Annotated in this window: 18 protein-coding genes; 6 read left to right on the forward strand and 12 right to left on the reverse strand. The window is 55.8% G+C overall.

Annotation, left to right across the window (positions count from 1 at the left end; all coding sequences use genetic code 11):
• Positions 1–19: 19 nt before the first annotated feature.
• Both bioH and FHC49_RS15285 read left to right on the forward strand, forming a co-directional pair.
• Entirely contained in the window at positions 20–790 is a 771-nt protein-coding gene (bioH, locus tag FHC49_RS15280; protein ID WP_220440237.1) for a pimeloyl-ACP methyl ester esterase BioH, read from the forward strand.
• A gap of 121 nt (positions 791–911) precedes the next feature.
• Positions 912–1,181 (forward strand): YdgH/BhsA/McbA-like domain containing protein, encoded by a 270-nt coding sequence (locus tag FHC49_RS15285; RefSeq protein WP_185669002.1) that lies wholly within the window; start codon positions 912–914, stop codon positions 1,179–1,181.
• Between the two features lie 51 nt (positions 1,182–1,232).
• On the opposite strand, the gene feoC is transcribed toward FHC49_RS15285, so the two are convergent.
• The 5 genes from feoC to greB form a co-directional block, all read right to left on the reverse strand.
• Complete coding sequence (gene feoC, locus FHC49_RS15290) at positions 1,233–1,469, reverse strand: [Fe-S]-dependent transcriptional repressor FeoC (RefSeq protein WP_185669001.1); 237 nt, start codon at positions 1,467–1,469, stop codon at positions 1,233–1,235.
• An 8-nt stretch (positions 1,470–1,477) separates the two neighbouring features.
• Positions 1,478–3,796, reverse strand: coding sequence for a Fe(2+) transporter permease subunit FeoB (gene feoB / locus FHC49_RS15295; RefSeq protein ID WP_220440238.1), 2,319 nt, complete (start codon positions 3,794–3,796; stop codon positions 1,478–1,480).
• Between the two features lie 28 nt (positions 3,797–3,824).
• Complete coding sequence (feoA, locus tag FHC49_RS15300) at positions 3,825–4,052, reverse strand: ferrous iron transporter A (protein ID WP_052282977.1); 228 nt, start codon at positions 4,050–4,052, stop codon at positions 3,825–3,827.
• A 437-nt stretch (positions 4,053–4,489) separates the two neighbouring features.
• Positions 4,490–6,826, reverse strand: a complete 2,337-nt coding sequence (locus FHC49_RS15305) for a Tex family protein (RefSeq protein ID WP_220440239.1) — start codon at positions 6,824–6,826, stop codon at positions 4,490–4,492.
• Positions 6,827–6,925: 99 nt separating this feature from the next.
• Positions 6,926–7,399, reverse strand: coding sequence for a transcription elongation factor GreB (gene greB / locus FHC49_RS15310; protein ID WP_185668998.1), 474 nt, complete (start codon positions 7,397–7,399; stop codon positions 6,926–6,928).
• A gap of 230 nt (positions 7,400–7,629) precedes the next feature.
• Between greB and ompR the strand changes: the two genes are divergently transcribed.
• Together ompR and envZ are read left to right on the forward strand one after the other, a co-directional pair.
• Entirely contained in the window at positions 7,630–8,349 is a 720-nt protein-coding gene (ompR, locus tag FHC49_RS15315) for a two-component system response regulator OmpR (protein WP_001157751.1), read from the forward strand.
• On the forward strand, positions 8,346–9,698 hold the full coding sequence (gene envZ / locus FHC49_RS15320; protein WP_220440240.1) for a two-component system sensor histidine kinase EnvZ: 1,353 nt from the start codon (positions 8,346–8,348) through the stop codon (positions 9,696–9,698). Before ompR ends, envZ begins: the two co-directional genes overlap by 4 nt.
• A gap of 98 nt (positions 9,699–9,796) precedes the next feature.
• Here the strand turns inward: envZ and nadS are convergent, their stop codons facing one another.
• Positions 9,797–10,093 (reverse strand): NadS family protein, encoded by a 297-nt coding sequence (nadS, locus tag FHC49_RS15325; protein WP_185668996.1) that lies wholly within the window; start codon positions 10,091–10,093, stop codon positions 9,797–9,799.
• 204 nt (positions 10,094–10,297) lie between these two features.
• Positions 10,298–11,914: a phosphoenolpyruvate carboxykinase (ATP) gene (pckA, locus tag FHC49_RS15330; protein ID WP_220440241.1), complete on the reverse strand. Its 1,617-nt coding sequence runs from the start codon at positions 11,912–11,914 to the stop codon at positions 10,298–10,300.
• 368 nt (positions 11,915–12,282) lie between these two features.
• On the opposite strand from pckA, the gene FHC49_RS15335 reads away from it, so the two are divergent.
• Positions 12,283–14,001, forward strand: a complete 1,719-nt coding sequence (locus tag FHC49_RS15335) for a DUF4153 domain-containing protein (RefSeq protein WP_220440242.1) — start codon at positions 12,283–12,285, stop codon at positions 13,999–14,001.
• Between the two features lie 84 nt (positions 14,002–14,085).
• Here the strand turns inward: FHC49_RS15335 and hslO are convergent, their stop codons facing one another.
• The 4 genes from hslO to FHC49_RS15355 all read right to left on the reverse strand — a co-directional run bounded on the left by hslO (position 14,086) and on the right by FHC49_RS15355 (position 18,284).
• Positions 14,086–14,964 (reverse strand): Hsp33 family molecular chaperone HslO, encoded by an 879-nt coding sequence (gene hslO, locus FHC49_RS15340; RefSeq protein WP_185668993.1) that lies wholly within the window; start codon positions 14,962–14,964, stop codon positions 14,086–14,088.
• Positions 14,965–14,987: 23 nt separating this feature from the next.
• A complete protein-coding gene (hslR, locus tag FHC49_RS15345; protein ID WP_185668992.1) occupies positions 14,988–15,389 on the reverse strand; it encodes a ribosome-associated heat shock protein Hsp15 in 402 nt (133 codons plus the stop codon).
• A 10-nt stretch (positions 15,390–15,399) separates the two neighbouring features.
• Positions 15,400–16,068, reverse strand: a complete 669-nt coding sequence (yrfG, locus tag FHC49_RS15350; protein ID WP_220440243.1) for a GMP/IMP nucleotidase — start codon at positions 16,066–16,068, stop codon at positions 15,400–15,402.
• A gap of 68 nt (positions 16,069–16,136) precedes the next feature.
• Positions 16,137–18,284 carry an intracellular growth attenuator family protein gene (locus tag FHC49_RS15355; protein WP_220440244.1) on the reverse strand — a complete coding sequence of 716 codons (2,148 nt, stop codon included), beginning with the start codon at positions 18,282–18,284 and terminating at the stop codon, positions 16,137–16,139.
• A 428-nt stretch (positions 18,285–18,712) separates the two neighbouring features.
• On the opposite strand from FHC49_RS15355, the gene nudE reads away from it, so the two are divergent.
• On the forward strand, positions 18,713–19,276 hold the full coding sequence (gene nudE, locus FHC49_RS15360) for an ADP compounds hydrolase NudE (protein ID WP_220440245.1): 564 nt from the start codon (positions 18,713–18,715) through the stop codon (positions 19,274–19,276).
• A gap of 25 nt (positions 19,277–19,301) precedes the next feature.
• Here nudE and mrcA read toward each other — a convergent pair whose 3' ends face one another.
• On the reverse strand, positions 19,302–21,854 hold the full coding sequence (gene mrcA / locus FHC49_RS15365; protein ID WP_220440246.1) for a peptidoglycan glycosyltransferase/peptidoglycan DD-transpeptidase MrcA: 2,553 nt from the start codon (positions 21,852–21,854) through the stop codon (positions 19,302–19,304).
• Positions 21,855–21,871 lie beyond the last annotated feature (17 nt).

Below are 21,871 nucleotides of genomic sequence, written 5' to 3' on the forward strand. Positions count from 1 at the left end.
AAAACGAGAACAATAGCTGATGAACGACATCTGGTGGCAAACCACGGGCGAAGGAGATTGTCATCTTGTGCTGCTGCACGGATGGGGGCTGAATGCTCAGGTCTGGGATTGCATTACGCCGGAATTAGGCGCGCATTTTACGCTGCATCTGGTCGACCTGCCGGGCTATGGCCGCAGCGGTGGGTTTGGTGCGCTTTCGCTGGAAGAGATGGCCGAACATGTGCTGGAAAAAGCGCCGGTAAAGGCTATCTGGCTTGGCTGGAGTCTTGGGGGCCTGGTGGCAAGCGAAGTGGCATTACGCCATCCGGAACGCGTCGAGGCGTTGGTCACCGTCGCATCGTCCCCTTGCTTTAGCGCGCATGACGCGTGGCCCGGCATTAAGCCTGAGGTGCTCAGTGGGTTCCAGCAGCAGCTTAGCGAAGATTTCCAGCGCACCGTTGAGCGTTTCCTGGCGCTGCAAACGCTGGGTACCGAAAGCGCCCGTCAGGATGCGCGCGCGCTGAAACAGACGGTGCTGTCCCTGCCAATGCCCTCTTCTGAGGTGCTGAACGGCGGCCTGGAGATCCTCAAAACCGCTGACCTGCGCCAGCCACTCACCGCGCTGACGGTGCCGTTCATGCGCCTTTACGGTCGGCTTGATGGGTTAGTCCCGCGCAAGATTGTGCCGCTGCTGGATGCCCAGTGGCCGCAGAGTGAATCGCTGGTGTTTGATAAGGCGGCCCATGCGCCGTTTATTTCGCATCCACAGGCATTTTGCGAGTCGTTGATTGCGTTAAAAAAGCAGCTTTAAAATAATTTTTTACCTGACGTGGTAAATGGCAAATTTGTAGCAATACTTAACTTGTTGCGGTGGCTGACTATTTCAGTAAGCCACCGTCACCTACAAAAATAACTGAATGGAGTGTAGGCCTATGAAACTTGTTACAGGTATTGTTGCATCTCTGGTTATCGGTTCTCTGTCATTTGGCGCATTTGCCGCCAAGGAAATTACTAAAGAAGACGTTGCGAAGATGAAGCTGACTAAAATTGGCAACATCACCACGTCAAAAACGACGTCACCGATGGACGCGAAGCACGATCTGTCGAAAAAAGCGGATGAGCTGGGCGGCAAGTACTACGTGATTATCGCGGGTCAGAAAAACGAGAAAAACGTTCACGGTAACGCGGACGTCTATAAGTAAGTAGGGTCGAACATGTTATTCCCGGCGTTGCGTTAACGCCGGGAATACGTTTTAGCGTAGCGCCCACCACTGACGTAAGCAGGCTTTTCCTTCCGGGCAGCTTTTGCAGCTGCCGGTCAGACACCCATCTGGTTCTTCGTCAATCTTCATGACTTTCCCCATGGCTTCCAGGCGGCTCAGCATGGCATCGATCATCGCCTGCGGCGTGTGCAGTTGGGCGCTGAGCTGTGAGGCTTCCATGCGTCCCTGCAGTGCCAGCATATCGCGTACTTCAATCAATGATGCCATGATGACTCCTAGTGACAATCGCCCGCTGGGCTAGGGCAGCATGAGGTTGGTGTCTTACGCGTCGCCAGCAGGGAGACGTCCACCCGGCTACGGGCACGGCGCAGCAGGCCAATCACCACCACGTTGAACAGAATCACCGCCAGGATGCACACCAGGCTGTAGCGTGGGTGCTGGCTGAAGCTCACCGTCTGGTAGTACAGCGTCGAGAGTGAGTAGGCGATGTTCAGACCCCAGAGAATAGAGAAGGACATCCAGCCGCGGCTCGACTCACGGGCAATCGCCCCCATCACCGAAATGCATGGAATGTAGAGCAGAACGAAAATCAGGTAGCTGTAGGCTGCTGCCGCGCTGCCGAACTTGCTGCTCATCACGCCCATCGCCCCGGTTTCCATCTCGCCGTCGCCCTTGCTGGCTTCGATTGGGTTGGCCAGTACGCTCAGGCTAAAGGTGTCTTTCAGCCCCTGCCAGGTTTCATCAGCCGCTGCCAGCAGTTCTTCACCGAGGTTGAACTCCTGTGGGTTGAACTCTTCATTCTGAATGTTTTCGGCGGTGTAGAGGGTGTTCAGCGTACCGACCACCACTTCTTTTGCCATCGCGCCAGTAAACAGACCCACGGTGGCCTGCCAGTTATCGTCATGGACGCCAATCGGTTTAAACACCGGCGTAATGGCGCGGCTGACGGAGGCCAGCGCGGAGTCGTTGATGTTATCGACGATTTTGCCGCTGAACGAGAAGCTGTTCAGCGCGCTCAGGAAGATACTGACGATAACGATAACTTTACCCGCGCGCAGCACGAAGCCTTTCAGGCGCTGCCAGGTCTGGATAATCAGGCTCTTAATATGCGGTACGTGGTACACCGGCAGTTCCATCACGAACGGCGATGCTTCACCGCGCATAATGGTGTATTTGAGCATCAGGCCGGTCAGGATGGCGATTACGATCCCCAGCACGTACAGGGAGAAGACCACCAGCGCGCCGCCCTGGCCGAAGAAGGCGGCGGCGAAGACGGCGAAGATAGCCAGACGTGCGCCACAGGACATAAACGGCGCCATCATGATGGTCATCAGACGCTCGCGCGGTGCATCCAGGGTACGTGCGCCCATGACCGACGGCACGTTACAACCGAAGCCGACGATCAGCGGTACAAAGGATTTACCCGGCAGACCCAGAGACTGCATCAGGCGGTCCATCACGAATGCCGCACGCGCCATGTACCCGGAGTCCTCAAGGAAGGAGAGGAACAGGTACATCATGCCGATTTGCGGTACGAGCGGCAGCACGGTGTTAATACCACCGCCGATGCCCTGCGCCAGGAAGACCGTCAGCCAGTCCGGGAAGTGCAACTGGTAGCCAATCCACTGAATGCCGTGGATAAAGATAGCGACGGAGCCGCCGTCAAAGATCGGCTGCAGTGCGCCACCGATATTGATCGCCAGTAAGAACATCAGGTACATGACGAACAGGAAAATCGGTAAGCCCAGCACGCGGTTGAGGACAATTTTGTCCAGCGCGGCGGTGAAGCGGCTTGGCTCGGCGGTCAGGGTGTTACTGACGGCGTCGCAAATGGCGGCAATGCTCTGATAGCGGGCGTCGGCGATATGCAGCGCCGGGTCGTCCATCTCTTCGCTCAGATGGGCCAGGGAGACGTCTAGCTTGTGTGCGGCGTCGCCAGCGTAGGCGCGGCTATAGATATCGCCTTCCAGCATCTGCATGCCCAGCCAGTGGCGCTGACGTTCAGGAATCTCCTGCGCCATCTCTTTCGCCAGGTTATCGGCTTCGCGCAGCAGCGGCTGCGGGTAGTGAACCAGTTCAATCGGCTGGTTGCCCTGATGGCGGTCAATCGCCATTTTCAGTGCTTCAATTCCGCGAGCACGGGTGGAAACCAGCGGCACAACCGGGCAACCGAGACGCGCCGAGAGTGCATCCACGTCGATGCGGATTTGCTGTTTCTCGGCAATATCGAGCATGTTCAGCGCGACGACGCACGGAATACCCAGTTCAAGCAGCTGCAGCGTCAGGTAGAGGTTACGTTCGAGGTTGGAGGCGTCGACCACGTTAATCAGCAGGTCGGCATCACCGCTCAGAATATAGTGGCAGGCAATCTGCTCATCCAGCGAGGTTTGTGAGGAGATGGTGGTCAGCGAGTAGGTACCCGGCAGGTCGACGAGGGTGACCTGATGGTCGGTGGTGGCGAACGCGCCTTCTTTGCGCTCTACCGTTACCCCGGCCCAGTTGCCTACGCGCTGGCGCGCGCCGGTGAGCTGGTTGAATAAGGTTGTTTTGCCGGAATTAGGATTACCAATTAAACCGATGGTTAATTTTTTCATATTTCAGACTCTTAGTACCGGGCTGGGGTTATTGCGCGACGGCTTCTAATTCAATAAGCGCGAGATCTTTCTTACGCAATACCAGGCTAACGCGACGGGTTTCAATATGAATAGGGTCGCCGAGTGGCGCTACGCGAACCACATTAAAGGACGATCCCGGCAGCATGCCCAGGGACAGCAGTTTCTGACGATAAGCTGGGCTAATTTCGCGGGAGAAACCGACAATCTTCCACGCAGTATCAGGTGTAAATTGCATATAACCTACTTGTGTATCGCTAGCTGAACGAGGGGAGCACCGCGCGCTGCCTGGCGGCAACCGGGGCGTCGTCAACGAATAAAGAAATAAAGCCTACTGAAAATGATGATAATGAGAATGGTTTTTATCATCAATACATATTATGCGATCGGCAGGAATTTCGAGCGGAATTTGCACTTTTTTTGATATGACGCAAGCAACTCATTGTAGCCGTAAATGAATTAAATATTATTTTCTTCACTTAATGTTTAATTAAAGTTTCATTGGTTAATAAAATAAAACATGATGACGCTTATTATTAAAAGCTGATAGGAAGATAATAATGGCTGAGGTCTGTCAAATAAGCGGTAGCCCTGGCGAGGCGCTTTAACGCCGACGCCGGGGTGGCTCTGGAGCCTTCCCGGCGTCGCTGTGCTCGGCCGGGCTACTGGTTGCAATTAGCGTTTTTTACCCATGGCGGCTGCCAGCGCGTCCATCATGGCGCTGTTGCCTGCTGGTTGTGCTTCACGCCCGCGCGGTTTTGCCGCTTTCGCGGCCGGGCGGTTGTTGCCCTGGCTGCGATCGTTACCGCCACTGCCGCGACGGGCATTGGTTTCACCCGGTTGCTCGTCAAGACGCATGGTCAGCGCGATGCGCTTACGCTGCAGATCCACTTCCAGCACCTTCACTTTGACGATATCGCCCGCTTTCACCACGGTATGCGGGTCTTCGACGAACTTATCCGCCAGCGAAGAGATGTGAACCAGGCCGTCCTGATGCACGCCAATATCAACAAATGCACCAAAGTTGGTGACGTTGGTGACAGCGCCTTCGAGGATCATCCCCGGCAGCAGGTCGTTCATGGTTTCTACACCGTCGGCGAACTTCGCGGTTTTAAACTCAGGACGCGGGTCGCGGCCTGGTTTTTCCAGCTCTTTGATGATGTCGGTAACGGTGGGCACACCAAAACGATCGTCGGTGAACTCAGAGGCTTTCAGGTTTCTGAGCTCGTTACTGTTGCCCATTAAATCCTTCAGCGCCTGCTGGGTGGCGGCCAGAATGCGTTCGACAACCGGATACGCTTCCGGGTGAACGGTTGAGGCATCCAGCGGGTTATCGCCGTGGTTAATTCGCAGGAAGCCCGCGCACTGCTCAAACGCTTTCGGCCCCAGACGGCTCACCTTCAGCAATTGCTGGCGGTTCTGGAATTGACCGTTCTCATCGCGCCAGGCGACGATGTTCTGCGCCATCATGCGCGTCAGGCCCGCCACGCGGGTCAGCAGCGGCACGGAGGCGGTGTTCAGGTCTACGCCGACGGCGTTCACGCAGTCTTCCACTACCGCATCCAGCTTGCGTGCCAGCTGAGTCTGACTGACGTCGTGCTGATACTGGCCAACGCCGATGGATTTCGGGTCGATTTTCACCAGCTCTGCCAGCGGATCCTGTAGGCGACGGGCGATAGAGACCGCACCGCGCAGGGAAACGTCGAGGTCCGGGAACTCCAGCGCTGCCAGTTCGGAGGCGGAGTAGACGGATGCACCCGCTTCGCTAACGATCACCTTCTGCGCGGTGACTTTCGGGAACTGCTGCTGTACATCGAGGAAGAAGCGTTCAGTTTCACGAGACGCTGTTCCGTTACCGATAGCTACCAGTTCGACGTTGTGTTTTTCACATAACGCCGCGACGGCAACCGCCGCTTTCGCCGCCTGACCGGTATGTGGGTAAATGGTGTCGGTGGCGACCAGCTTGCCGGTACCGTCAACCACTGCCACTTTTACGCCGGTACGCAGGCCCGGGTCGAGGCCCATGGTGGCGCGCAGGCCAGCCGGTGCCGCCATCAGTAGGTCGTGCAGGTTACGGGCAAAGACGTTGATGGCTTCATCTTCCGCGCGTTCGCGCACGGTGCCCATCAGCTCGGTTTCAAGGTGCATCAGCACTTTGATGCGCCAGGTCCAGCTGACCACGCCTTTACGCCAGCTGTCCGCTGGGGCGTTGTTCAGGCGCAGACCAAGGTGGTCGATAATAATTTGTTCGCAGTAGCTCTCTTTCGGCGGCTCGTCGAACTGTGGATCGGCGTTGAGGGAGAGCTGCAGCACGCCTTCGTTGCGCCCGCGGAACATCGCCAGCGCGCGGTGGGAAGGGGTGGTTGAAATCGGTTCGTGATGGTCGAAGTAGTCGCGGAATTTCGCGCCTTCTTCTTCTTTACCGCTGACTACTTTGGCGACCAGGTGGGCGTTCTTCCACAGATAGTCACGCACTTTCGCCAGCAGGCCGGCGTCTTCTGCGAAGCGCTCCATCAGGATGTAGCGCGCACCGTCGAGGGCCGCTTTGGTATCCGCCACGCCTTTATCGGCATCAATAAATTTAGCCGCTTCGGTTTCCGGGTCGTGGGACGGCTCGCTCCACAGCAGGTCGGCCAGCGGCTCAAGGCCTGCTTCAATGGCAATCTGCCCGCGGGTGCGGCGCTTCTGTTTGTACGGTAAGTAGAGGTCTTCCAGCTCGGTTTTGTTGAGCGTGCCGTTGATAGCTTTTTCCAGCGATTCGGTCAGCTTACCCTGTTCACCGATGGATTTCAGAATGACCTGACGACGGTCTTCCAGCTCACGCAAATACCCGAGGCGGGTTTCCAGATTACGCAGCTGCGTATCATCCAGTCCGCCGGTGATTTCCTTACGATAACGTGCAATAAACGGCACGGTGTTCCCTTCATCAAGCAGGCGAACGGCGGCTTCCACCTGTTCGGCTCTGGCCTGAAGTTCACCCGCAATAATGCGGCAGAGCGAATCATTCATCATGGCTTGGTTTCACTGTTAGGTCATAAAATCAGGGGACAGTTATACGGATTGACTGGCAAAAATGCCAGTCATCAGCGGGGGCTTCGGATTGTTCCGGCCTTATTTTACGTATTCGATCTCGTTCACGTACCAGCTGGCTTCGCCGGCCGGGGTGTTGACCACCGCCAGATCGCCGACCTCTTTCTTCAGCAGCGCGCGGGCCATCGGCGAGTCGATGGAGATATAGTCCTTGCGACCAAAAATCTCATCGTAGCCGACAATACGAAAACGCTTGGTTTCGCCGTCGTCGTTTTCTATCTCAACCCAGGCGCCGAAAAAGACTTTGCCTTCCTGCTGCGGGGAGTAATCGACAATACGCAGATTCTCAAGACACTTGGTCAAATAACGAACGCGGCGGTCAATCTCCCTTAAGCGTTTTTTATTATACTGGTAGTCAGCGTTTTCACTGCGATCGCCAAGGCTTGCGGCCCAGGTCACCTTCTTTGTGACCTCCGGGCGCTCTTCGCGCCAGAGATAATCCATCTCTTTTTTGAGCTTTTCGTACCCTTCACGGGTGATCAACTGTGTTTTCATGTTCCGTGCTTACCTGGCTACCGAGGAAAGAATACGCACAATACGTATTACGTGAGTATGCCGACAGAATAAATAATGTGTATTAAGATTCATTGTATACTTAACTCGCTGTTAAATATGCTTTGTAACAATTTAGCCTGGAATTTATACCAGATTTAGCTGGTCGCAAGCGCAGGCTTTTTTGAGAATACATGCTGAATAATTGTTGCGAACCTTTGGGAGTAAAAACAATGCAAGAGAATTATAAGATTCTTGTTGTGGATGACGATATGCGCCTGCGTGCGCTGCTGGAACGTTATCTGACCGAGCAGGGTTTCCAGGTTCGAAGCGTAGCTAACGCCGAACAGATGGACAGATTGCTGACCCGTGAATCATTCCATCTGATGGTTCTGGATTTAATGCTGCCAGGCGAAGACGGTCTGTCGATTTGCCGTCGTCTGCGTAGCCAGAGCAACCCGATGCCGATCATCATGGTGACGGCGAAAGGGGAAGAAGTTGACCGTATCGTGGGCCTGGAAATTGGTGCCGACGACTACATTCCGAAACCGTTCAACCCGCGTGAACTGCTGGCCCGTATCCGTGCGGTGCTGCGCCGTCAGGCGAACGAACTGCCGGGCGCGCCTTCTCAGGAAGAAGCGGTTATCGCTTTCGGTAAGTTCAAGCTGAACCTCGGTACACGTGAAATGTTCCGCGAAGACGAGCCTATGCCGCTCACCAGCGGTGAGTTCGCGGTGCTGAAAGCGCTGGTCAGCCATCCGCGTGAGCCGTTGTCTCGCGACAAGCTGATGAACCTGGCGCGTGGTCGTGAATACTCGGCTATGGAGCGCTCTATCGACGTGCAGATTTCTCGTCTGCGCCGCATGGTGGAAGAGGATCCGGCTCACCCACGCTATATTCAGACCGTTTGGGGTCTGGGCTACGTGTTCGTTCCGGACGGTTCTAAAGCATGAGGCGACTGCGCTTCTCGCCTCGAAGTTCGTTTGCCCGCACGTTGCTGCTGATTGTCACCCTGCTGTTCGTCAGCCTGGTGACAACCTATCTTGTGGTGCTGAACTTCGCGATTTTGCCAAGCCTGCAGCAGTTTAATAAGGTCTTAGCCTACGAAGTCCGTATGCTGATGACCGATAAACTGCAGCTGGAAGACGGCACGCAACTTGTCGTGCCGCCGGCATTTCGCCGCGAGATCTATCGTGAACTGGGTATCTCACTCTATTCCGATGAAGCCGCTGAAGAGGCCGGTTTACGCTGGGCTCAACACTACGAGTTCTTAAGTCAGCAGATGGCCCAGCAGTTGGGCGGGCCGACTGAAGTTCGCGTTGAAGTCAATAAAAGCTCCCCGGTGGTCTGGTTGAAGACCTGGCTGTCGCCCAATATTTGGGTGCGTGTGCCGTTAACCGAGATCCATCAGGGAGACTTCTCCCCACTCTTCCGCTATACCCTGGCGATTATGCTGCTGGCGATAGGCGGCGCATGGCTGTTTATCCGCATCCAGAACCGACCCCTGGTCGACCTGGAGCACGCTGCGCTGCAGGTCGGTAAGGGCATCATTCCTCCGCCGCTGCGTGAATACGGTGCGTCAGAGGTGCGTTCGGTGACTCGAGCCTTTAATCATATGGCCGCGGGCGTGAAGCAGCTTTCCGACGACCGTACGCTGTTGATGGCTGGTGTCAGCCATGACCTGCGCACGCCGCTAACGCGTATTCGTCTGGCGACGGAGATGATGGGCGAAGAGGATGGTTATCTTGCTGAATCTATCAATAAAGATATTGAAGAGTGCAATGCCATCATCGAGCAGTTTATTGACTATCTGCGTACTGGCCAGGAGATGCCGCTGGAGTCTATCGATCTCAATGCCGTGCTCGGTGAAGTGATCGCAGCAGAAAGCGGCTATGAGCGGGAAATTGATACCGCACTGTTCGACGACGAGATCCCGGTAAGGGTGCATCCGCTGTCTATCAAGCGTGCACTGGCCAATATGGTGGTGAACGCCGCGCGTTACGGCAACGGCTGGATTAAAGTCAGCAGCGGTCGTGAAGCGCATCGCGCCTGGTTCCAGGTGGAAGACGATGGTCCAGGAATTAAACCCGAGCAGCGTAAGCACCTGTTCCAGCCGTTTGTGCGTGGCGATAGCGCCCGTACCATCAGCGGAACGGGCCTGGGGCTGGCTATCGTGCAGCGTATTATCGATAACCACAACGGGATGCTGGAGCTGGATACCAGTGAACGTGGTGGGTTGCTGATACGCGCCTGGCTGCCGGTGCCGGGAAGCCGTCCGCAAACGCCGACGAAAGAGAGCTAAAAAAACCGCTGGGGGAAACCCCGGCGGTTTTTGTTTGTGTAGTGCAGTGTACTGTCCCGGCGGCGCTTCGCTTGGCCGGGCTACTTGTACGGGGCGTGCTAAATGGCTATCAACTGCTTAATGATAAATGGGTTGGCCTGAATCAGCAGCAGGAGTTTTCTTGGTGCCCCCGTTGGCTGTCGACGTTTTGTCTCCCAACTTTTTACCAGGTCGTGGCTCACGCCGACGGCGATGGCAAAATCTTGCTGGCGGAGCCCGGTGGCTTCGCGAATGGCTTTTACATCGATCTCGCTGAAGGTATGGACGCGCTCAGGTTTTGGCGTCTCATCGCCTTTTTCAATGCGTACCATCTCTTCTGCACTGGCCAGCAGATCGGCAAATAATTCATCTTTCATGGTTGCCTCATTGCATTGGATAACTGCTTCTGTAGGACCTGGCGTCGTTTACTGAATCCCTGTAGCTCGATGAAGGTGAACATTACGCTTCCTGCGTAGATGATATTTTCATCAATTATAGGTGTACTTGGTACACTTAAAAAGCGTTTAGATAAAAAAAAGCCCTTATCCCGAAGGGTAAGGGCTCGATCAGGTATTTACTCGTTACAGCTTCGGCCCTGCGCTCACCAGTGCGGCGCCTGCCGGGGTATCGGTGTATTTCTCGAAGTTCTCAATGAACAGCTTCGCCAGCGCTTGCGCTTTTTCCTGCCACTGCTCCGGTGAACCGTAGGTGCTGCGCGGGTCGAGGATGTGGGTGTCTACGCCCGGCAGTTCGGTTGGGATCTGCAGGTCGAACATAGGCAGGGTGAAGGTTTCTGCGTTGTCCAGCGAGCCGTCGAGGATGGCATCGATAATCGCGCGCGTATTCTGGATAGAGATACGTTTGCCGGTGCCGTTCCAGCCGGTGTTGACCAGGTAAGCCTGTGCGCCAGCGGCCTGCATGCGTTTTACCAGCACTTCTGCGTACTGCGTTGGGTGCAGCGACAGGAAGGCTGCGCCGAAGCAGGCTGAGAAGGTTGGGGTTGGTTCGGTGACGCCGCGCTCGGTGCCCGCCAGCTTCGCGGTGAAGCCAGAGAGGAAGTGGTACTGCGTCTGATCGGCGGTGAGGCGTGATACCGGTGGCAGAACCCCGAAGGCATCGGCGGTCAGGAAGATAACCTTGGTCGCATGGCCCGCTTTTGACACCGGCTTCACGATATTGTCGATGTGGTAAATCGGGTAGGAGACGCGGGTGTTCTCGGTCTTGGAGCCATCGTCGAAGTCGATAGTACCATCGGCCAGTACGACCACGTTTTCCAGCAGCGCATCGCGGCGAATCGCGTGATAGATATCAGGCTCGGCAGCTTCGGAGAGCTTGATGGTCTTCGCGTAGCAGCCGCCTTCAAAGTTAAACACGCCGTCGTCGTCCCAACCGTGTTCGTCATCGCCAATCAGACGACGTTTTGGGTCGGTGGAGAGGGTGGTTTTACCGGTGCCGGACAGGCCGAAGAAGACCGCCACGTCACCTTTTTCGCCGACGTTAGCCGAGCAGTGCATGGACGCGATGCCCTGCAGCGGCAGCAGGTAGTTCATGATAGAGAACATCCCTTTTTTCATTTCGCCGCCGTACCAGGTCCCGCCGATCAGTTGGATGCGCTCTGTCAGGTTAAACGCGACAAAGTTTTCCGAGTTGAGACCCTGCTCTTTCCACTGTGGGTTAGTGCATTTTGCGCCGTTCATCACGATAAAGTCTGGCTTGAAGGTCTTCAGTTCTTCATCGGTAGGACGGATAAACATGTTCTTCACGAAGTGCGCCTGCCAGGCGACTTCAGTAATAAAGCGGACGGACAGGCGGGTGTCTTCATTCGCGCCACAGTAGGCATCGATGATGAACAGGCGCTTGCCGGACAGCTGCTGGGAGACCAGGCCTTTAAGATGTTGCCAGATTTCAGGCGACAGCGGTTTGTTGTCATTTTTGCCGTTACCCTTATCAGACCACCATACCGTGTCGCGCGTGGTGTCGTCGCGAACGATATATTTGTCCTTTGGAGAACGGCCGGTAAAGATACCGGTATCGACAGAAATTGCGCCCAGGTTCGTTAAGATACCGCGCTCATAACCTTCCAGGTTAGGATCGAGTTCTTCTTGATACAATGTATCGTAATCGGGGTTGTAGACGATATCCTGTGCGTCGTTAATACCATAAGCCTTGAGGTCCTGCGGGGTTATACCGTTGCGCATTTCACTGCTCCTTAGCCAATATGTACTGCTATAAATTCTATGGGTATTTTAGGGGTGTTGACCGCGACCAGGCTCATAGATTTACGTATCCCGACAAACGTCTTACTTACGAAAACATTGTGACTCCTGTCACGAAGCGACAGGGATTATGACAGGAAAAGCCCCATAATTGGCACGAATGTTCTTAAATGGTTACAAAATGGTTTAATTGACAGCGTAAATGTGAAATTAATCGCATTTATGAAAGAAAATTACGTAATGCTTTCAGAGAAAAAATCGATTCACCACGCTGAGCATAATTGAGTTTTGGCGCTCTAACCGGGACGCGAAATGCGTTTTTTCTTCACTTCTGGAACGGGAATATCGATATGGATGCTGTGACTCCTCTTTCATCCCCAACCCGCTGGGGTATGGTGCTAACCGGCGTCATACAAGGGATCTTGTGCTATTTACTGACGATGTATCTGATCCCTAAAAACAGCGGCTGGATGTTTTATGCTTTGCCGGGAAGCCTGGCATTATCTTCTGTACTGCTGTTTACCGTGGTCTCCTTCAAACAGCGCGCGCTGTGGTGCTGGCTGGCGGTGGTGCTGGTGGTGGTATTGGGGATGGGGGGCTGGCTTAAGTTCAATCTCAACGAGGAAGACTACTGGCGGCAGTACGATGCGCTGTGGACCTACGGTTGTTGCCTGCTGTTGATGGCGATGCTGGCGCTTCCGTGGCTGCAGTATCGCCTTCAACCAACGCCCGGTGTGGCGCGTTATGCGCACTTTTATGCTCAGCAGTGGCAAAATGCGCTGACGTTGTTGCTGATTGGCGTCGCCAACGGCCTGGTATGGCTGGTTCTTCTGCTCTGGAGTGGGCTGTTTGAGCTTGCCAATATTACCTTCTTCTCGCACCTGTTCTTCGACACGCAGTGGTTTGTCTTTATCTGCATTGGCCTGGTGACGGCGCTAACGGTTATCCTTGCCCGCCAGAATGAACGATTGATTGCTGCCATCCACAAGCTGCTGGCGTTGATTGCTACTGGGCTGCTGCCGCTGGTATCGCTGCTGGCGCTGCTGTTTCTGGTTACGCTGCCGTTTGCGGGTGTGACGGCGATTTCTCAGCGTTTTTCCGCTGCGGGGCTGCTTTCCGCGCTGGCCTTCGTGCAACTGCTGCTGACGGCGATGGTCTGGGCACCGCACCAGGCGCGTCTGGCTTATCCGCGGCCGCTGCGTGGCCTGATTCTGGCCGCTGTGATGCTCTCGCCGGTATACGTGCTGATTGCTGCTTGGGCGCTGTGGGTGCGCATTGGACAATATGGCTGGACGTCAGACCGCCTGCACGGCGTGCTGGTGGTGGTGGTTCTGCTGGTCTGGTCGGTGGGCTATTTGCTGAGTCTGCTGCGCCGCCGCGACGATCCCTCTTCTGCGCTGGGAAGGGTGAACTTAACGGTATCACTGCTGGGGTTGGTGGTGCTGGCGCTGCTGTATACGCCAGTGCTGGACAGCTGGCGCATCAGCGTGAATAGCCATATGGCGCGGTACCACAGCTGGAAAATCAATGCTGATCAGGTGAGCCTGTATATGCTGTTGCACAGCGGCAAGCCGGGGCGCGCGGCGCTGCTTGAATTACAGAAAGATAACGAGTTCACCAAAGATGCGAAGCGTCAAAAGCAGCTTAAGCGCCTGTTGAGCGGTGACCTTAGTCCGACGGTAAAACTGACCCCTGATGTGTTGGCGAAAAACGTACTGGTGCTGCCAGCTAGTACGCCGCCGGATGATGCGCTATGGGCAGCGGTGATTGAACGCCGTTATCTGGTGGAGTCCTGCGGCGACGCCGATAGCTGCGTGCTGGTGAGTCAGGATCTCAACGCTGATGGCAAGGCGGAGCAGGTGCTGTATGCCTTTGGCGATCGTACCGTGCTGGTCTTTGGTCAGAGTGAGAAGGGCTGGGAATACAAAGCAAGTGCGCCGCTGCCATCCGGCGTGAATAAGGCGAAGCTGCTGCAGGCTACGAAGGATGGAACGTTAGGTTCGAAACCGAAGGCGTGGAAAGATATTACGCTGGGGGATGAAACGGTGGTGCTGGAGTATCGGCGCTGATTTTCCCTGGCGGCGCTGCGCTTGGCCGGGCTACAAACGATCGTAGCCCGGTCGAACGAAGTGACGCCGGGAAAGGCTCAGAAATTAATGAACCTGCGGGTCAGACGGTGCTGCGTTATTGCGGATTTCCGCAATATCCATCGCGTTGAACACATAGTGGCTGCCGCAGTAGTCACAGTGCATATCAATTTCACCTTCTTCTTCGAGGATGCTGTTGATCTCCTCGTCCGGCAGCGTTTTCAGCGCACCGGCGCAGCGTTCGCGTGAACAGGTGCACTTAAACTCAACGTCCTGCGGATCGTACAGGGTGACTTCTTCTTCGTGGTACAGACGCCACAGCACATCGTTAGCCGGCAGCGTGAACAGCTCTTCGGCTTTGATGGTGTCGGTCAGCGCCGCCAGGTGTTCGAAATCTTCCGGCTGCGCGTTCTGTGCAGGCATCACCTGCAGCAGCATCCCGCCCGCCGCTGGCTTACCGTCAGATTCTCCGGTGCGGATAATCAGACGGGTTGGCAACTGCTCAGATCGCTGGAAGTAATCTTCCAGACAGGCCGCCAGCGTATCGCCTTCCAGGCCGACAACACCCTGATAGCGCTCGCCTTCAGCAGGCGTAATGGTAATGACCAGATAGCCGTTGCCGATAAGTGTTTTCAGGTCGGCATCTGCCGGAATATCGCCCTGCACGCGCGCGACGCCGCGCAGCTGCTGGTGGTTGTTACCGTTGATCACCGCCAGCGTCATTGGGCCATCGCCCTGCAGCTGCACGGTGATATCGCCATCAAATTTCAGCGTTGCGGTCAGCAGGCTGGTAGCGACCAGCAGCTCGGACAGCACGTTTTTCACCGGCTGCGGGTAGTTATGGCCTGCCAGAATCTGTTCGAGCGTTTCGGATACGGTGACCAGTTCGCCACGCACGGCATAGTTTTCAAACAGATAGCGATGTAATTGATCGTGTTGAGTCATAATTTTCTCTCTTGGGGTGGCAGTTATTCACTGTCGCCGTATTTAAATCTCATCAGGTCGCGCCGCTCTTTTTTATCCGGCCGTCTGTCCGGATGCGGCATGGTCAGCGCATTTAGCTTGCGCGCCAGGGCGACTTTTTCGCGCTTCTCGATACTTTCCGCCGTCTCTTCATAAAGCGAGACTGCCTCCGTCGCCGGACGCCGCTGCTCCGTAATGCCTTTCACCACCACGGTGCGCTCATCGTTTCCCTGGCGAAGCGTCAGTTGGGCGTTCAGTTCAACCACTTTGCTGGGCTTGCTGCGCTGCCCGTTGTAGTGAACTTTACCGCCTTCAATCATCTCTCGGGCCACGGCGCGCGTTTTATAAAACCGCGCGGCCCAGAGCCACTTATCAAGCCTGACGCCTTCGGTAGACTTCTCTTTCATGGTCGCTCCTTCACTGCAGTGAGGGGATCAGACGACGGTAATCGTTAAGCGCGGGATGACGCAGGTACTGCTTTTCCGCAAGGCCGGAATCGGGGTTGGTCACACCGAGGCAATAGCGGATCCCAAAGTGGGCGGCGGCATCCAGGATGGGTTCGCTATCGTCAATAAATAACGTGCGCTCGGCATCCAGACCCGTATGTTCCTCAACTGCCCGCCATAACCGCTGATCCTCTTTCGGATAACCAAATGTATGGGTGGAAAGTAATAAATCAAGGTGCTCGCCGAGACCGGTGTGTTCCAGCTTCACCGCCAGGTTGTGCGGATGGGCGTTGGTCAGCAGGATGCGGCGCTTGCCGCTGGCTTTCAGCGCGTTCAGGAACGGAATGGTATCTTCACGCAGCACCGCGCGCGGCCCCTGTTCGCTGGTCATCGAACAGATATCGAGGCCTAAACGATCGCTCCAGTAATCCAGACAGTACCAGTTTAGCGTATGTTGCACCGCATGGTACTCCTGGCGAATGGCTTCCTGCGCCGCTTGCGGCGTGATCCCAAGCTTCGCGCCGTAGGTTTCCGGCACCAGTTTTTGCCAGAAATAGTTATCGAAAGCGAGGTCGAGCAGCGTGCCATCCATGTCCAGAAGAACGGTATCTACCTCGCGCCAGGCGATATCAAAATGCATGGTGGGTCTCCAGACGGAAGAAATGCGCGACAGATTAACATAACCTGTCGCGATGATGACGATGAGGCTTAGTGCGTTGGAAAATCGGACTTGAACTCATCAGGGGCGGAAAGCAGCACGGGGTTGGTGCAGCTCTCATAATATTTCTGAATGTCAGCCAGACGTTCACGATGGCGATGATAGCGGCGCAGCGCCTGTATGCCGTTGTATACCGCACAAACAACCATTGCGAGCATCAACAGCGTGGTGGCCAGATAGTGCCATAGCCCGCTGCTGTCCGGTATTCGGTGCAGGTTGATGTGCTGCGTGCCGTTGGCGTCGGTATAGAGATTGGTGACGATCCCTTCGGCATGGAATGGCGTATGCATCAGCATACCCGCCAGCCGTTGAAACTCTCCCCACTGCTCGCTAGCCGGGTAGTCGTACAGCATGGTGGTGGGATAAGGCTGGCTGACGAAATCACTGCCTTCATCGCTGGTGATCAGGAAACCGCCCGGGGCCGGGCTATTCAGCGCCTGCGCCGCGCGTGCGGTTTCACGCAGAATAAACGGCGCGGTGGAGGTATCGACCAGGTTGTCCAGCGACTCGGCGCTGACCGGGCGCAGCAGAACGTTGACGCCGTCGAGCTTGCCGGAGTTGGCGCGCTTCACCAGCGCATCCCAGTCTCGGGTGTTGCCAAGGTTAACCAGTGCATTTTTCAGGCGTACACAGTCGTCGGCGGCAGAACAGAGATCTTTGGTTTTCAGCACGATATCGGCGAAATCGTCCAGCAGCACCATGCCGGACTTCTGAATAGCCGAGCGCAGCGCTGGGCTAACGCGAGAATCATCATCTGCCGTGGGGTGTAACTGACGGTTGACAGCCTGCACCAGCGCGGTCGCTTTATTGACGGTTTCTGATTCCGGCAGCGGCAGGCGAGGGGCATCGTTCCAGATAATTTGCGAACAGTCGAACGGCAGGAACGGCGAGCTTTCCTGCGCCGTCCAGGTTCCCGGCGAATGGATGTTACACATCCCCGTTCCACTGATGTGCAGCGTATCGCCCACGCGGACACCCGTCTGCTGCAGCTGGCGAACGTCTTTGGCCTCAATGGTTTGTGCGCCTTTGAGCCAGGAAAGGGTAAATTTGAACGGCATGTTCAGCGGCACGCTGACCCACATCATGATGGCCACCAGCAGCGCGCCGCCGCCGATAATGACGCTGCGCAGCCAGTGCTGGAGCGGGAAGTTTTTGACTTCGTCATGCAGGGAGAGAAAACGTCCCTGGCGCACCACGTGCCTATCGAGATAGATATCAATATCCGTTTTCTGCCCCAGATCCTGGGCCACAAATGGCTGCCAATGGCGAGGGTAGATTAAGTCGATGATCCCAAGGGAGATGTTGTTGATCTGTTCCTGATCGTTCTCGCCGAACAGACCCCAGCGCTTTGGCGTACCGCGCAGGCAGTGGATCTCACGCAGCGACGACTTGGTTGGCGGCGCAAACAGCCCCCATAGCCCGGCGCACAGTAGCAGAACCGCGATGCCGAAAATCCACGGCGTAAACACCGCCGGGGCGATCAGCCCGCAGTAGAAAAGAATGAAGGCGGCGACGATCAACAGCGCTTCTCGCAGGCCGTCAGGTCGGCTTAGTGCGTGCTCTTCATGGGTTTCCTGGCGAATGTTGAGCAGCTCAATCTGCTCGCTCTCTTCACCGCGGATAGAGGCCTGAGTCGAAGAGGATGATTCCAGGGTAAAGCTTTTATTTTCAGGCGAATAGGTCTTAAGCGAATGGCCATTCAGGCCAATGACCAGCGGCACGTCGTCGGTGGCGATAAGCTCAATGCTGTTTTCATCGGTAATGTGTTGTTCCCAGAACGGCGGCAGATGTACTTCCACGGAGTCGAGGAAATAGCGCCACTTATTAGGATCATCGGTGGTGATGCCGTAGCGGGTAATGGCGCGCGTCAGCGTAAACACGGTGTTGCTCTGTGGCGTGAGCGCCAGCACCGTAGGGGCGATGGTGGCCCCAGATGCCGGCATCTGCAGATCCTGATTAAGATAGCTGAGGTAGTTTTCAACGCCCAGACGTTCTTCATCGGTCAGTTTTCGCGTGGTGGCACCCGGAAATTGGTGCAGCCACGGTAGCTGAAGACGTTTCGTCCGTTTACGCAAGAGCCAACCGACCAGCACGGCGCAGATCAGTATCGCTACGGTAAAGATCATCAGTGTGCCCATGCTTTTCCCATCATACTTATTTTAGAGGTCTCTTCGTTGCCTGCTTTTCGTATAAACCATTGGCACGTATTACACATTCACAAAAAGAGTCTATATACCCGTCATACTTCAAGTTGCAGGTGCGTTGGCTGCGTTCGCTCACCCCAGTCACTTACTAGAGTAAGCTCCTGGGGATTCACTCTCTTGCCGCCTTCCTGCAACTCGAATTATTTAGGGTGTAGACTCTCGCAAAACGTAAGCATAACAAACCCATCGGTCAGCGAGTATCAGTAAATTCCCAATTGTATTTCAAACTCTTGACATTTATCCATAAATGAGAGATGAGAAGCAATAGGTTGCAACAATGTAAATAAAGCGCGTTATGCATTGCTGGAACGGCATCGCTATCGCACAATGATAAAAGTCATTACAGCAAAGACCCCGGCCCAATGAGCAAATCATTACAGAAACCTACCATTCTCCATGTTGAAACCGTCGCGCAGTCACGCCTTTTTAACGTGGAAAGCGTTGATTTAGAGTTCAGCAATGGCGTACGTCGCGTTTATGAACGTATGAAACCGTCCTCGCGCGAAGCGGTGATGATTGTGCCGATTGTCGACGACCACCTGATTTTAATCCGCGAGTACGCGGTAGGCACCGAGTCCTATGAACTCGGTTTCTCGAAAGGGCTTATTGACCCTGGCGAAACGGTGATGGAAGCAGCGAACCGTGAGCTGAAAGAAGAGGTGGGTTTCGGCGCGCATGAGCTGACGTTCCTGAAAAAACTCGGCATGGCGCCATCCTATTTCTCCAGCAAGATGAATATCGTTGTGGCGGAAAACCTCTACCCGGAATCGTTGCCGGGTGATGAGCCAGAGCCGCTGCCGCAGGTCCGCTGGCCGCTGGCGAACATGATGGCGCTGCTGGACGAGCCTGATTTTAACGAAGCGCGCAACGTCAGCGCGCTCTTCTTGCTGCGCGAGTGGCTAAGAGAACAAGGCCGATTGGCATAAAAAAGGCGCCGATGGCGCCTTTTTCTTAGAACAACTCGTGGGTTTCCCCGTTATCAATCACCTCGGTTCCCACCTCGTGAACCGCCTGCTGCGTAGGCTGCGTTCCCTCGATGAAATACTCCTCGCGGCTGCTGCCTCCGTTGGCTAACTGCCCGGTGCTGCGGTCGATATTGACCGTGACCACGCCCGGCGGTGGGGTGAGCGGCTGCTCAGGAACGCCCGCCAGAACCTGCTTCATAAAGGCATCCCATGCAGGCTGCGCGCTCTTCGCGCCGCCTTCGTAGCCGGAGATCTGATCTTTGATAGCGCCAGATGCCGTCGTGCGTCCCAGATCGCGACGATGATCGTCAAAACCAATCCACACTGACGTTACCACGCCCGGACCGTAGCCGGAGAACCAGGCATCTTTCGAGCTGTTGGTGGTACCGGTTTTACCGCCGATATCACGACGGCCCAGGTCACGCCCGGCACGCCAGCCGGTACCCTGCCAGCCAGGTTCGCCGAAGATATTGGTATTCAGCGCGCTCTTAATCAGGAACGACAGCGGCGTGTTGATCACGTGCGGCGCGTACTCCTGAGCGCCGGTCTGAGCAACCAACTGCTGATTAGCTTGTTCGAGCGCCGGCATCGGTACGGTGGAATTCTGCGGCATCTGGGAGACAGCGACATCTTCAACGTCGTTGTTTTCCAGCACGTTAGACTTCTGCGTATCGCCATAGATAACCGGGATATTGCAATCAGGGCAGGCAATTTTCGGCTTCGCTTCAAACAGCACGCCGCCCTGGTCGTTTTCAATCTTGCTGATGTAGTACGGGTCGACCAGGAAGCCGCCGTTAGCCATCACCGCATAGCCACGCGCGACCTGCAGCGGGGTAAAGGATGCCGAGCCCAGCGCCAGTGATTCGGTATGCACGATGTTGTCCGCCGGGAAGCCGAAACGCTGTAGATATTCTGCTGCGTAATCAACACCCATCGCGCGCATCGCACGTACCATCACCACGTTCTTCGACTGCCCCAGACCCTGACGCAGACGGATTGGACCGGCGTACTCCGCCGGGGAGTTTTTCGGCTGCCAGTCGGAACCGGCGCCGGCATCCCAGCGGGAGATAGGCACGTCGTTAAGCATACTGGCGAGGGTCAAACCTTTATCCATCGCGGCGGTGTAGAGGAACGGCTTAATGTTCGAGCCGACCTGACGCAGCGCCTGGGTAGCACGGTTAAACTTACTCTGGTTGAAATCGAAGCCGCCGACCAGCGCAATAATGGCGCCGTTTTGTGGATTGATGGAGACCAGCGCGGAGTTCACGTCCGGCACCTGAGCCAGCCACCAGCTATCGCCGTTCTGACGAACCCAGATCTGCTGGCCTGCCTGCACCACATCGGTCACTTTACGCGGGGTTGGCCCCTGCGCAGTGTCCGAACGGTACGGACGCGCCCAGCGCATCCCTTCCATGGCTAATGACACCGAGGTGCCATCTGCCAGTTGAACGGTCGCTTCCTGAGGATTGGCGGCGGTGACAACGGCAGGCACTAACGGGCCATAGGACGGCAGCGGACGCAGCGACGCGCGAATTTTTTGGCTATCCCACGGGGTTTCGCCCGCTTTCCACAGCACGTTTGACGGGCCGCGATAGCCGTGACGCATATCGTAATCCATCACGTTATTGCGCAGCGCCTGCTGAGCCGCCTGCTGGTTCTTGCGGGTGATCGTGGTGTACACGCGATAGCCATCTTCATAGGCCTGTTCACCGTACTGCTTCACCATATCCTGACGCACCATCTCCGTTAAGTACGGGGCAGAGAAGGCAATCTCCGGAGCGTGATAGTCGGCGTCAATCGCTTCGTTACGCGCCTGATCGTACTGCGCCTGGGTGATATAGCCTTCGCTCAGCATGCGCGACAGCACCACGTTGCGGCGCGCGGTGGCGCGATCCAGCGAGTAGAGCGGGTTAAAAGTGGACGGTGCCTTCGGCAGACCGGCAATCACCGCCATCTCGCTCAGGGTGAGCTGATCGACGGGTTTTCCGAAATAGACCTGAGCGGCAGCACCTACGCCATATGCGCGGTAGCCGAGGTAAATCTTGTTCAGGTACAGCTCAAGAATTTCGTCCTTACTCAGCATTTGCTCAATGCGAATAGCAAGGAACGCTTCCTTCACTTTACGCATCAGCGTCTTTTCAGGGCTGAGGAAGAAGTTACGCGCGAGCTGCTGGGTAATGGTACTGGCCCCCTGCGACGCATGGCCGGAGAACATCGCTACGCTTGCCGCACGGAAGATACCGATGGGGTCGATCCCGTGGTGCTCGTAGAAGCGGCTATCTTCGGTCGCAATAAACGCTTTCACCATTTCGGGTGGGATCTGGTTGAGGGTCATAGGAATACGGCGTTTTTCACCGTACTGCGCGATGAGTTCACCGTCCGCGCTATAGACCTGCATTGGCACCTGCAGGCGCACGTCTTTGAGCGTCGCCACGTCGGGCAACTGAGGCTCAATATATTTGTAGAGGCCGTAGATCGAGCCTGCTCCCAGCAGAATGCAACAGACTGCAAGGATGAATAAATACTTTACGAACTTCACCGGAGAATTCCCATTAA

The sequence above is a fragment of the Kluyvera sp. EC_51 genome, assembly GCF_019584505.1.
Taxonomy (GTDB): domain Bacteria; phylum Pseudomonadota; class Gammaproteobacteria; order Enterobacterales; family Enterobacteriaceae; genus Kluyvera; species Kluyvera sichuanensis.